At 33.1% G+C, this 13,153-nt stretch carries 13 protein-coding genes; 2 read left to right on the forward strand and 11 right to left on the reverse strand.

Annotation, left to right across the window (positions count from 1 at the left end; all coding sequences use genetic code 11):
- Window positions 1-46: 46 nt before the first annotated feature.
- From FIT61_RS06445 to FIT61_RS06465, 5 genes are all read right to left on the reverse strand, one after another.
- Window positions 47-970 (reverse strand): class I SAM-dependent methyltransferase, encoded by a 924-nt coding sequence (locus tag FIT61_RS06445; protein WP_139873953.1) that lies wholly within the window; start codon window positions 968-970, stop codon window positions 47-49.
- 127 nt (window positions 971-1,097) lie between these two features.
- A complete protein-coding gene (locus tag FIT61_RS06450) occupies window positions 1,098-1,952 on the reverse strand; it encodes a mechanosensitive ion channel family protein (protein WP_139873954.1) in 855 nt (284 codons plus the stop codon).
- A 254-nt stretch (window positions 1,953-2,206) separates the two neighbouring features.
- Window positions 2,207-3,217: an HD domain-containing phosphohydrolase gene (locus tag FIT61_RS06455; RefSeq protein ID WP_139873955.1), complete on the reverse strand. Its 1,011-nt coding sequence runs from the start codon at window positions 3,215-3,217 to the stop codon at window positions 2,207-2,209.
- Between the two features lie 12 nt (window positions 3,218-3,229).
- Entirely contained in the window at window positions 3,230-4,147 is a 918-nt protein-coding gene (locus tag FIT61_RS06460) for a hypothetical protein (protein WP_139883847.1), read from the reverse strand.
- Complete coding sequence (locus FIT61_RS06465; protein ID WP_139883849.1) at window positions 4,144-5,463, reverse strand: glycosyltransferase family 2 protein; 1,320 nt, start codon at window positions 5,461-5,463, stop codon at window positions 4,144-4,146. Before FIT61_RS06465 ends, FIT61_RS06460 begins: the two co-directional genes overlap by 4 nt.
- A 327-nt stretch (window positions 5,464-5,790) precedes the next feature.
- Here FIT61_RS06465 and FIT61_RS06470 point away from each other — a divergent pair, with 327 nt between their 5' ends.
- Entirely contained in the window at window positions 5,791-6,483 is a 693-nt protein-coding gene (locus FIT61_RS06470; protein WP_222845040.1) for a GGDEF domain-containing protein, read from the forward strand.
- Between the two features lie 163 nt (window positions 6,484-6,646).
- Window positions 6,647-7,000: a diacylglycerol kinase gene (locus tag FIT61_RS06475; RefSeq protein WP_139883853.1), complete on the forward strand. Its 354-nt coding sequence runs from the start codon at window positions 6,647-6,649 to the stop codon at window positions 6,998-7,000.
- Between the two features lie 211 nt (window positions 7,001-7,211).
- On the opposite strand, the gene FIT61_RS06480 is transcribed toward FIT61_RS06475, so the two are convergent.
- The 6 genes from FIT61_RS06480 to FIT61_RS06505 form a co-directional block, all read right to left on the reverse strand.
- Window positions 7,212-8,738, reverse strand: coding sequence for a phosphoethanolamine transferase (locus FIT61_RS06480; protein WP_244925192.1), 1,527 nt, complete (start codon window positions 8,736-8,738; stop codon window positions 7,212-7,214).
- A gap of 183 nt (window positions 8,739-8,921) precedes the next feature.
- Window positions 8,922-9,578, reverse strand: a complete 657-nt coding sequence (locus FIT61_RS06485) for a tetratricopeptide repeat protein (RefSeq protein ID WP_139873960.1) — start codon at window positions 9,576-9,578, stop codon at window positions 8,922-8,924.
- Between the two features lie 10 nt (window positions 9,579-9,588).
- The gene (locus FIT61_RS06490; protein ID WP_139883855.1) at window positions 9,589-10,374 is read right to left on the reverse strand and encodes an SDR family oxidoreductase; all 786 of its coding nucleotides are present in this window, start codon (window positions 10,372-10,374) and stop codon (window positions 9,589-9,591) included.
- Between the two features lie 18 nt (window positions 10,375-10,392).
- Window positions 10,393-11,040: an iron-containing redox enzyme family protein gene (locus FIT61_RS06495; RefSeq protein WP_139883856.1), complete on the reverse strand. Its 648-nt coding sequence runs from the start codon at window positions 11,038-11,040 to the stop codon at window positions 10,393-10,395.
- Complete coding sequence (locus FIT61_RS06500) at window positions 11,037-12,485, reverse strand: AMP-binding protein (RefSeq protein WP_187351799.1); 1,449 nt, start codon at window positions 12,483-12,485, stop codon at window positions 11,037-11,039. Before FIT61_RS06500 ends, FIT61_RS06495 begins: the two co-directional genes overlap by 4 nt.
- A 2-nt stretch (window positions 12,486-12,487) precedes the next feature.
- The gene (locus tag FIT61_RS06505; RefSeq protein ID WP_139883860.1) at window positions 12,488-13,081 is read right to left on the reverse strand and encodes a thermostable hemolysin; all 594 of its coding nucleotides are present in this window, start codon (window positions 13,079-13,081) and stop codon (window positions 12,488-12,490) included.
- Between the last annotated feature and the right edge of the window lie 72 nt (window positions 13,082-13,153).

The following is a 13,153-nucleotide window of genomic DNA, read 5'->3' on the forward strand; positions in this document are numbered from 1 at the left end:
ATTAATTGGCTTATATGCTTAAACGCTGCTATTGATTAGTTAAAGATCATAGACTATCGAGAAGTTTTTTTGGAGTTAGATGCTTAATTAAAGATTCACAATATTTCTGTTTGATTTTCTTAAACGGTTTTAATAATCCCCCGCCTTTAGTTAAGTATTCTAGCCAACCCTTTTGATGTAGGCGGTTTAAAGTCTCATCAAGCGCAGTTTTGCTTGGTAGCTTAATACTTTTAGTTGAATTACTCTTTTTCTTAAATAAGATTTTCAAATTACCCTTGTCATCAATTTGAACAACATCAAAAAATTTACTTGCTGCACTAATTAAAGTGTACTTACTGTAATAAAAAAGGTGGGCTTTAAAAAAAATATTATGTGGTGATGCGTCTTGCTGAAAAATGTTTGGGACCTCAATTAGCAGATATCCATCTTTCTTAAGAATGTAAGATAGCTTTTCAATAACTTTTTGGGGATTAGCCATATGCTCAAAAACGTGAAAAAGAGTAATTATATTCACTGTGTCAGCCTTTAATTCATTAAGCGTCAATGTTTTAATATTAACGCCGTACTGATCTCTTGCGAAGCTTGAATAGCCGACATTAGGCTCTATTCCTTGTGCATCAAACCCGTTTTTAGATGCGAGATATACAAACTCTCCGCCCCCCGCACCTACATCAAGTAGTTTCATATTTGAAATATTTTTAATGTTATTTTTTATAAAGCTGATGCGACTTTTAGCTGCTAATCCAGCTCTTCTAATATGTTTTAATTTTGGAGTATAGGTTTTTTTATAGTCTTCTCTATAGTTATGAGAGTAATAAATTTTCAATACTTCATCATTTGGCAGATTTTCTTGCTGAACTAAAGAACAATTTAAACAAATTGCTATTTTTAAATGTTCAAAACTTTTCGCATCTCTTTTATTTAGAACTTTATTTTTGTTTGAACCGCACAAGCCACAATTAAATTTCATTTAAATTTTCCAATTAATATTTAAATTTATGGGATTTAAATTTTTAGCCCAATAAAAAATATCCTATCATCGAATCAAGAAATGCTAAAGCTATCTATATGCTATAAATCTAATTTAAAAGTGCTATCTACTTTGATCGGTGAACAACAACTTGAGCATAAGGTGGTTTTATTTTCGCCTTTTGAAATGCTATTTTCATTAAGCGCAAATATTCACGTTTAATGTTTGCGTGTTCCATAGCTTGTGTCTTAATTCTTGCTTTAATAACCAGATTAGACTCACTCAGACGGTCTATACCAGAAATCTCAATATCAGACAGCACTTTGGTTTTATAAGTGAAAGATTTTCTTAGCTTTTGACTTATCTCTTGCATGAGCTTGGTTGCTTTATCAAGGTTAACTTCATAACCTAAAGTAATGTCAAATGTTGCATATGAAAAATCACGCCCCATATTAGTGACAATACGAATTTGTCCATTAGGAACATAGTGAACAAAGCCGTCGTAATCTCTAAGCCTTACATAACGAAGTGTAATTTCTTCAACTGTGCCCTCATATCCTTCGATCTTGACAGTGTCGCCTTGTCTTATTTGATCCTCGATCAGAATAAATAAACCGCCTACATAATCTTTAACTAAAGATTGCGCACCAAATCCAATCGCTACACCGACAATGCCTGCAGCACCTAAAATGGGAGCAATATTAATCTTCAATTCACTTAAGATCAGCATAAAAGCGATTAAGTAAATAGTAACGGATGCGATATATCTAAACACTCGACCTAAAGTATTTACCCTTGTTTCAGCATCTCGTCCTGAGGACTTTTTAGCGATTTCGTAACTAAATAAGTTAATAGTGCGGCGAAGAAGATTAGTTAGAATAAGAGCGATCGCAATAATGGCAGTGATCTTAAATAATGTAGACATAGAAGTGCCTAGGCGATATGCAAGTGTTTCTATACTATCTAAAAAGTGTAAATTCATTCAGTTATTATAAATAACTTTATTGACCTAATTATCTATTTTGTAATGAATATTCATGAGCTCTACATTTAAATGAAGATGAATACCATCATGAGGCGATACCCAATCATTACTATGATTTTTTGAATATAAATTTTTGGAATAACTGTTAAATACATGACGTCTAGATAGAAGACACTGAATTTTTAAATATTATTTAAAAAGACATTCAAAGTTCGGGTAGTAAGTTAAAAAAGTTTTGACGGTTAAAATAATTAAATGTCTGGAAATTCGAAATGATCTTCTTTAAAAACATCTAAACAGGCATCCACAACTCGATCATCATATAAGATTCCTCTGTTCATTGTTATCTCTTCTAGCGCAGCTTCAATGCCTTTGCTTTTTCGATAAGGCCTATCCGATGAAATAGCTTCAACAGTATCTGCTACTGCAATGATTCTTGCTTCCTCACAAATAGAATCGCCTTTTAATCCATTTGGATAACCACTTCCATCTACTCGCTCATGATGTTCTAAAATAATCTGAGCTAAGTTCCATGGAAAATTCATATTCTTTAAAATATCGTATCCTGTTTGAACATGATTTCTCAACATTGCCAACTCAAAACTGGATAATTTGCTTGGCTTTGTAAGAATTTCGGCAGGGACAGCAATTTTACCGATATCATGAATAAGCGCTGAAAGTTCAATGCCCTCAATAGTATGCAGAGGCAAATTGAGCTTAGCAGCAATTGCAGATGCTAAGTTAGCCACTCTTTTCTGATGACCTGCAGTATAAGAATCTCTAGCTACAATTACATTCGCTAAAGTCTCAATCATTTGGTGTAATGAAACTGACATTAAGTGCTGGAATTTTAAATTCTCTTCTTCAAGCTTCTTTCTTTCAGTGATGTCACGAATATTACATTGAATAACTTTATGGCCGCCCACATGGTAAGCATTACTTACAAATTCAACTTCTCGAATATCGCCATTTTTATGGCGCAAAGGTAAATTCTCGTAGCGTACATAACCTTTTTCTTGAATTGTTGTAAAAGCTTTCAATGCAAGGGTTTTATCTATCATGAAACCAATTTCCCATAGCTCTTGATCAATCAATTCTTCGCGCGAATAGCCTAAAAGATTAGTAATAAAAGGATTGGCGTCTTTAATGTACCCGGAATCAAAATCTATAATTAATATGCCATCTTGCGCTGTTTCAAATAAACGTCTGTAGCGTAATTCAGATTCAGCAACGTTTGATTCGTTATTTTTGTCTTGCGTCATAAATTCTCAGAATTAAAAGTTAAAAATTAAATTAGCCTGAATGTATTGATATCTATAATCGGGTCCATTAAAACCAGCACTTTCGTTATAGCCAGCTTTCGAATTTAGATAAAAACGATTAACTAAAGGACTTGTCACTTCAGCTTCTATGAGCATCGTATCTATCATTTTATCCCCATTGATCTTCTGTTTACCCATACCTACAAGAGATGAAAACATCCATCCTTCTATACGTTTTCTATAGCCTACTGCTAGCATATCTTCAAAGTATTGATCTGGATTAAAGTAATTACCTTTAGGATCATCGCTATTGGTAAATCGTCTATGACGCAGCTGTAAATTAATGCCATATTCGGGGAGTATGTCATAAATTAATCTGGCTCTTACGTGATTTCTAGTATTGTCATCAGAGAACTGATGTTGGGCTATTAATCCTATGAGAGTAAATCGATTTAAGAACTCTTGCTGGATTGAAGCCCCATAGTAATTGTAGTAAATTCCTCCATTTAAGGAGTTGACTGTTTCTACGTAGTCGCGATTAAAGAAAACTTCTGATGCTGTAGTTTCACCTAATTTAATACCGTAATTAATATCTGCGGTGGCTAGGTTATGGTGATCTAAGTTCTTGACGCCCAGGTTGACTGAATAGCCTATGTAATCTTTTTTATTGATGGATTTATTTATGTAATTAACTTGTGTAGAGGATTTTGACCAATCATTACTTGAGTAAGAAAAATCAGAAACCTGAACTCCTTGATAATGCAACGCATCATTATATAAAGGTAACGCGCCCAAGGTGATCTTCTTTACATTGAAGTTTTCACTATCATGTGAAATTAAGAAGCTTGGTATTTCAATAGCTTTGTAACTTTTTGTCTCATCAGCAAAAAGATAAAGAGGTAGGCAAAGTAATAATAAAAATAATCTCACTTCGTTCCCCAAGTTTTTTTAAGGCCAAAAATTTGATATAGATATCCTGCAACTGCTGCGGGCTGAAGAATGAGATTGTATGGAAATATATAAATAAAAAATCCTAAGATATTTCGTCTTACTATTAATTTTTGAAGATTAAACATCTTTCCTTCAATGTGATACATCACCCAATTAACAAATAAGGCTATTGGAAAAAGACTTAGAGTCATAGGACCTACAATCCAAAAATGGCCTAAACATGCAGCAATGAGTCCTGGAATAAAGCCAAATGTAAAAGCAAAATCCATAAATGGAAAAAGCAGATCCCACCAAATGAAAAAAGAATGCAATTTTTTTTTGAATAAAATTTTAGGGTGATATTGAAAAGCTTCAAACATACCTCGCGCCCATCTCTGTCTTTGTTTTATGAAGCTTAGAAGTGTATTTGGCGCTTCTGTAAAAACAATTCCGTCTTCGCAATAACCTACCCTGTAGCTTTTTTCTAACAATGCCCATGTCAATACAATATCTTCACCAATAGTGTCGGGCCAGCCATTAATTTCTTGCAGTGCTTTCTTGTTATAAAGAGAAAAGGCCCCCTGAGCAACTAGCGTCCCTTGGTATAAGGACTGAACTCTCTTGACTGTTGCAATCCCATGAAAATAATCCCATTCTTGCGATTGAGTAATCCAATTATCACGGGAATTTCTAACCATTACTGTGCCAGCGACAGCTCTTGTATGAACTGGGTTACTTTTATATCTCTCCACTATCCTTGATAAAGCTTCTTTAAATAAAAATGAATCGCCATCTAACGTTACGATGAGACTGTATTTAGATATTTTTAAACCCTGATTAAGACATAGTGCTTTACCTTGATTCTTTTTGACATGCACTACCTTCAGCCAAGAAAACTTTCTAGACAGTTTTCTTAAAATGGGCAGTGTTTGATCGGTTGACCCATCATTAATGGCTATTACTTCTAATGGTCCAGGATAACGTTGTTTATAGATACTCAGAATAGTGGCTTGAATGCTTTTTTCTTCGTTATAACAAGCTACTAGAATTGATAACCCAGGATATCTCTTTAAATGAATCCTGTCTGGTCTTCTATCAAGCATTAAGCTTGAGAACATAAATGCATTGATGAATCCAGGAACGATTGCAATGAATAAAATGAAATAACCAGCTAATACACCTCCTATGAGGCTTGATAAATCATCAAACCAAAATCTAGCAACCCATAAAGAAAAAGTGGCCCATAAAACAGCAACCGCAATGGAAATTAAAAATTTTTGATTAACTGAAACGTAATGATTTCTGTAATTTTGCATGCGACTCTCTCAAAAATGAAGAATAAGCTACTAACCAAATAACTTATTTATAGATGCCACAAGATACTGACAGAATATAAAGTTTGATAACTATAGTTTACAGATGGTATTATGCCGCAATATGCGTTATCTGCATACGCTTTAATGCTGCGATTGCATTACACACCTTAGGTTTGATTTCTCTAAAATATGTTCTTCATTTCGATCGCGTGCTACTTAATAGCTTTAATAATTCAGTTTGTAAGCGCGCTCATAAGTGTTTTTCTTTTTAAGCATTTAAATAAGTATCAGTTCGGTTGGGCCTGCTTATCAACTGCATTATTTATTATGATTTACACAAAAATTACACCTCTAATCATGATTTTTGATTCAAAAGAAGTAATCATGTCTGATGCTATCGCTTCACTTGTAATTTCACTTTTTATTCTATTAGCTACGCTGGGTCTAAAAAATATCGTCATAGATCTAGAGCGAAAAAATAATCAATTAAAAAAAGAAGCAAAGATTGATTTTCTAACAGGTGCATATAGCCGAGAAGAAGCATACTTAAGAGGTAAAAGTGATATATCTCGATCATTAAGAAATAAAAAACCTGTTGGTTTTATCATGATAGATCTAGATTATTTCAAAAAAGTAAATGATCGATATGGTCATTTAGCAGGAAATGTAATATTGAAAAAACTATCTAGTCTTTGTAAACATGAGATTAGAAATGTAGATACCTTTTCTCGCTTTGGGGGAGAAGAATTTTTAGTAATACTTCCTAATATTGATAATATATTTTTAAATGAAGTTGCAGAAAGACTTAGAAGAAAAATTGAAAAGTATAATTTCAATTATTTGCATAAAAAAATTAATATAAATATAAGTGCGGGTGTTTCTTATTACGATCCAAATAAAGATAGAAGCGCTAATCCCAATTCTATTTTCTTAAAATATGTCAAACGTGCTGATGAAGCAATGTATATTGCTAAAAATAAAGGTCGTAACAGAGTTATTCAATGGGCGGCTAATATTTAAAATCTCCCCCTTCACAGAATTAGAGGCTGATATTAGCTAAATTCAGGGCTAAAACTCGGTAAAAGTCAGCATTTTTGCTATAATTCCGCTTCTTCACGGTTTTTATCGTGAGATTTTATAATCAGGTAACTCAGTCACTAAAGCAGCGGATTGGTGGAAAAAAATGAAAAATAAAAACCTATTAGATGCTTTTAAAAATTCTAAAAATGGACTACATGAGTTATTTACAGAAAAAGCAGCAAAAAGAGAGGCTTGGTTAGTTCTTTTATCAATAATTACAGTTTATCTTTACCCTAATTTTTACAGCATACTGCTATTTGTAATATCAATTTTACTATTATCATTTGAAGCAATTAATACATCAATTGAAAAACTATGCGATCACATAACGCCGACCGTTAATAATGAAATAAAAAAAATTAAAGATTTAGCGGCAGGGGCAATTCTTTTATTAGTAATGCTGTATCTAATAATTTTTCTATTGGTTATTGGAAAGTATTTGCACCTAGAAGCCTAGTAGTTTATTAATTAAAGTAAAAATACTACTTATCAAATACTATTTCTAGAAGATACCTTTCTTCATAATTTTTGTCATGAAGTTATCGATATCCTATAAATTAATCTGACTTCGCTATTGTTTAGTTTTAAGTGTCAAAGGTTTTAATGCTTGAATTAAAAATTGTTTGCTCAAAAAAATCAACAATTTCATTTTTATATAACATCTATATTTATCTTTTAATTCCAAGAGATTGAAGGTCTTTTTCTTTCTTATATATATTAGTTTTAATATCAAAAATCCCTAATAGGGTGTGAAAGACATAGTCATGAGTTATCGGTTTATTAGTCTTAAGCTTTAATAAATTCATATCTAAATTCTGACTCTTGATAAGATCATCACCAAACCATAAAATTAAAGGGACACTTGTAACACTTTTTGGCGCCATAAAATAGGGCATCCCATGAAGATAGATTCCATGCTCACCTAAAGATTCTCCATGATCACTTACATAAAACATTGCTGTTTCAAAATGATCATCATACTTTTTCAGAAACTTTATAACTTCACTTAAAAAGAAGTCGGTATATAAAATTGTATTGTCATAAGCGTTACTAATTTCTTCATTGGTGCATTGATCTAACTGATTGGTTTTACAAAAAGGTTTGAATTTTTGAAAGCTTTCAGGAACCCTTGCATAATAAGCAGGCCCATGGCTTCCCATTTGGTGGAGAACAATCAAGATATCACCTTTTTTTTGCTTATTAATAACATCATCTAAGTGAGAAAGCATACCAATATCTCTGCACTCTGGATCACAAATAGGATTATTTTGTGAGGTTAAAAAATCTTCGTATATGACTCGATCAGCCACACCCTTAGAACTAGAGTTGTTATCACGCCAAAAAATATTTACGCCAGCTTTATTGGCTACATCGAGGAAATTTTCTTCATCTTTAAATTTTGATAAATCAAATTTATCTTTACCTTCAATTGAAAAAATACAAGGCACCGAAATACGTGTGCTAGTTCCACATGAGGAAACATTTTTAAAACTCACCACATTCTCCATGCTTAGCATAGGATTTGTATTTTTTGTATAGCCATTCAGCGAGAATCGATCAGCTCTTGCAGTCTCACCAATCACTAAAATTATAAGTTCAGGATCTTCTTCAGGCTCCACAATATGTGCATCATCTCCAATATGCATAAATAATTTATGAGATCTCAAAGACTTATGAGTAACTTGGTAGGTAGCATAAAGGGCACTCAAAGGATTTGAGTATAAGGGTAAATGCTTTTGTTCACGAAAAAATGAAATAGAAAAATTACTACTAGCAAGCAGTGTAAGAGCAAAACTAACCAGTGCCAACAAAGCTACCCCAGAGTGATACAAAACTCGCTTACTCGTAGATTGTCGAATAATTTTTATTTTATAAATAACAAAAACTGGAAGTACAAATAAAAAAGTAAAATAAAATATTAAGCGCCAAGATAACAAACCGAAAGCCTCATTAACATTAGTTTCAGTCGCATTGATTAGCATATCTTTGTCAATGATTACGCCATAGCTATCAGCAAAGTAAGCAGAAAAAGCAGCTACAAAATAAAAAATGGCTAGTATATGTCTATGCCATTTGTGCATTGTTAGTAAAGACATGAAGAATAATAAAAGAAGAAATTGAAATAAAACTAACACAACCATAAATAGTTGATTTGAGCCAGAGCCAATCAAATAAGCATTAGCTTTTGCAAACATCGTGAAATTTGCAAAAATTGTTATAAAAAAGGCTGAAATAATGACCCAAAAAATACTGGTCGACCAAGGAATTTTTTTTATTAGTGAAATATATTTTCTCGTCATTAAATTTTAAGAATCTCAATATCTCAAGACTCAGATATTGGCTCGATTCTGAGATCAGTAATTACCCTCTTGTGACGCTTATTTCTTATCTGCAATTTTCTTCAATAAGTCATTAATTTCTTTTTTTCGGCCTTCATCTGCAATTTCTCTTCCTTCGCGAGGTTCGGCTAATAGACCTTTTTTTAAAAATTCAGTAGCTTTATTTAATTCACCAGTTTTGAATAAAAATTCACCATAAAAATAATTAGCATCAATACCATCGGGATTAATTTCTAAGCCTTTCAATAACATATTTTTAGCTTTATCGTTATCACCATATGCAATAGGCCATGGGGGCACTTGATAATAAAGTGATCCCAAACTTGTATAAGCAGCACCATTAGAACCTTGAGAATCTATCTGGATCGCTTGCTCAAAATGTTGTTTTGCATCTTTCACTAATGATAATGCTGCCAATTGACCTCGTATTCCATTGCGGACCCCTGCAAATGTACCTTCAATAATACCTTGCCATACAAGTGGCTCAGCTTTACCGGGATATTTTGCTGTAACTTTTTCAGATTGGTTAAGAAGTAATTCAAAACCTTTCTCTTGTTCACTTAAAGATGTTTTATATTTTAATTGCTCCCATGTCTTTTTTAATTGGAAGACATCTTCATCGACACCCGCTAATGAGGCTTGCATATATATGCCATATAGAAATAGAGAGATCACAATTTTTTTAACTAAGTTCATATTTGACTCCTTATTTATTGAGGTATTGTTTAATCACTGGTAATTGCTTGCCAATTGCAATGTCTGTGAGTTTCGGGAAAATTTTATTTATAAATACAAAAAATGATTCTTTTAAACCAATTTTCTTTTGATAATTATTATTAGTTAGAAAAATCATAAATTTATCTGCCACTTTCTCTGGCGAATCCATCGCATTACCTAACTTCAAATTCATCTCTGAAATATTATTTGAATTAAAACATGTTTTAGTAGCTCTTGGTGCAAAATATCTGACATTAACGTTTGTATCACTCAATTCACGCTTTAGCGCTTGAGTAAAACCCCTCAAACCAAATTTACTCGCACAATATGCAGTAAAAGCAGGATAACCAATGTATCCAAAGATTGATCCTGTATTTATAATTTCGGCTTTTGGTTCATTTTTAAGCAAAGGTAAAAGTGATTGAGTAAGAAGCATGGGTGCTTTTAAATTTATATCAAGAATATCGGCAACAAGATTAGGATCTTGCTCTTCAAACATAAAGTAATCGCCTATCCCTGCATTATTAATGAGTAAATTAATACCACCCTCACGCTGAGCAAGTATTTTAATTTGCTCCCGAACATTTAACTTATTGATATCTCCTTCTACAATAAATATTCTTTTTGTTTGTAATTCTTTTTTTAAGTTATTTAATGGTTCTTTAATTATTCCTACTAGGATAATCAGCTCTGCTTTTTTATCTAAGCGCTTTACAATTTCCTTTCCAATGCCGCCTGTTGCGCCTGTAATAACTACTTTATATTTTTGACTCATTTTTAGAGAAGCTCCTAGTTATGCCGGTAAATGTTTGAATATGTTTCCATAAAGAAAATAGAATTTCTTTGCGCATTCAATCACTATTTTCTGATCCTCTTCTTTCGTGAATTGATTGACAAGTGTCTTAAAGAATTCAACGTGCGTTAAATCGAGGCTGCCGTGAGAGTTAAGATAAGTGAATGCTTCATTGGGTAATTGAAGTGATTTTTGCATGGCAGTAGCTGCGTTTGTTGCGATAGCAATACTCGTGCCTTCAAGCACAAACACCATACCTAAAAATCCTATAGGATTCTTTTGATAAATTTGATAATAAGCGTCAGCCACCATCAATTCAGTAAATATAATTGGTTCACTATGACGAACTTCGTCAAACTTCACACCTGCTGCCTTAATATCATTTAATATCCATTCCTCGTGTCCCATTTCGTCTTCGATATATTCGGCCATGGCCTCCTTAAGCCATGGATAGTCAATTGAGGTTTGATTTTTACAAGCCGTTAATAAGGGCACTGTATGTTTGACGTGATGATAAGCTTCTTTTAAAAATGCCAAGTACTGATGAAGCTTAATCTCCCCTTTTAATGCATCTTGAATAATGGGAATAGAAAAAAGTGCTTCTCGATCTTGTTTGGTTTCTGCTTCTAATTGGTTAAAAAAACTCATAGTAAAGTTAAATCCTTAGATGATTCATATAAAGTATTAATTTCTTTTTGGTAGTAGCTCTGAATCACATCACGTTTTAATCTTCCATTTTCTGTGAGTTGCCCATTAGAAAAACTAAAAGGCTGATCTAAAACTATGTAATTAAGTATCGATGCGTAACTTGGTAATGCTTTATTGACACTCCGGATGGATGATTCAATGGATGCTTGGCTGATATCAAATGAGGGGAGAATGAGAGCTAATAAATAAGGCTGAGCATCGCCTATGACCATCACTTGTTTATAAAGACCTTGTTCCATTAATAAGCTTTCTGGCCATTCAGGTGAAATGTTTCTTCCATAGCTAGTAATTATGAGATTTTTCTTTCTGCCATCAATAAATAGAAATCCTTCTTCATCAATATGTCCAATATCGCCTGTCTTAAACCATGAATCATCATCTGATACTTCCCCTAAGTAATTCACCTTATTTGTCATGGATATTTCAATTTCATGATCTTCTGCAATTTTTATTTTTCTATTGCTGAGGGGCTTGCCCACGGAACCAACTTTATAAGCATTGGGTAAATTAAGAGATACCACAGAACTACACTCAGATAATCCATAACCCTCATATATAGGTAAGCCAAGATCTTTAGCTTTTTGAATGAGTAATCGAGGTGTTTTAGCACCTCCCAGTGCTACGAATTTTAAGGATTGGATGCGAGGATCGTTAGGCTCAATGATATTTAAAATGCTATGTAGCATTTGAGGTAATAAAATAATACTTTCAATTTTATATGTATCAATTTTTGATAAGCATTGAGCTGCATCAAAATTGAATGGATCTCTAAACCCTATGTCTTTCAGTGGAAATACAAATACTTCGGTATGACTTAAAAATGATGTATAGACGCCCGCAACATTTTCTAATAAAACTGACAAGGGGAGCAAACACAGGTGTTTTTTAATTTTTAGATTTGCTAATGCATGTTCTAAACTTTTTGCAACTGACCATTGCTGTTCACTTGATAAGCAAACGCCTTTGGGCTTAGATGTTGTCCCTGAAGTAAATGTAATCTTTTGAATATCTTTGTTGACATCTTTTGATTCATAATTTTCTAGGTGACTTAAAAATAAACTATGACATTGCCCGCTATTTTCATCAAAACCGTATAACTCAAATATATTTTCTTGTTCAGCAAATAAGGTAAAAATATGAGCACTATCAATTAAATGTTTTTTTTGTTCATTAGAAAAGAAATGCGGGATAGGAATTAACGGAATACCAAGGTGCTGCGTTGCTAAATCTAATGCAATCCAATCAGCTGAGTTATCAGCTATGACGCCGACAGGTGCGTGAGGATATTTTCTATTCTTTAATGCTATAGAAAAATCATTCACGAGCGCATCTAAAGATAAAACGCCATGAATCTTTGCTTGCTTAATATCTAATGCGACTGTCAAAATTAAATATGGGAAGGGACTTCGATGAACATAACTTGGGGGTTTGTTTCATAATAATGACCCCAATTGATGCCGTGATTGGGTAAAAGATCAGGATCAGCTATAGAAATCACTTGGGGATTAAGATCTAATTTATGAAATGCATTAAGCACAAGATTATTAGCGGTAAATACTACCCACCTTCCTCCTTGATTGTAGATCATTGATGCCATCTTTTTAATTAATCGTCTTGTAGCGCCAGGGTATTCAGCTGCAAGATTGCCTAATTCAAATATTTCACTGCGATCAACCTTTTGCCCAGTCATGAAAGCGATATAACTCTCTATGGGTTGATCAAGATATTGCTCTAAATATGCTTTTTTATCTGCTAGATTAGACATACCAAAAACTGCCATCCAATGATGATCTTCATTACTTTTGCACCCAATAAGAAGATCAGCAAAATGATCGACCTGTGCCTGATAAGCTTCGTAAAAATTGTGAGAAATGAACTGCTGCATATCTGAACGATCCCTGTCTAAACTTCGAGCCATAGAGACGGCACAGCTAGGTTCAGACGATGGTATCGTCGTCAGTTGATATTGAGAATTAATCATAAAATTAAATTCAACAGATTCCTCTTAAATAGAATTAGGGATCATTTAAATCTAAATTTAGTTTTATGTCAA

The sequence above is a fragment of the Candidatus Methylopumilus rimovensis genome, from assembly GCF_006364615.1.
GTDB lineage: Bacteria > Pseudomonadota > Gammaproteobacteria > Burkholderiales > Methylophilaceae > Methylopumilus > Methylopumilus rimovensis.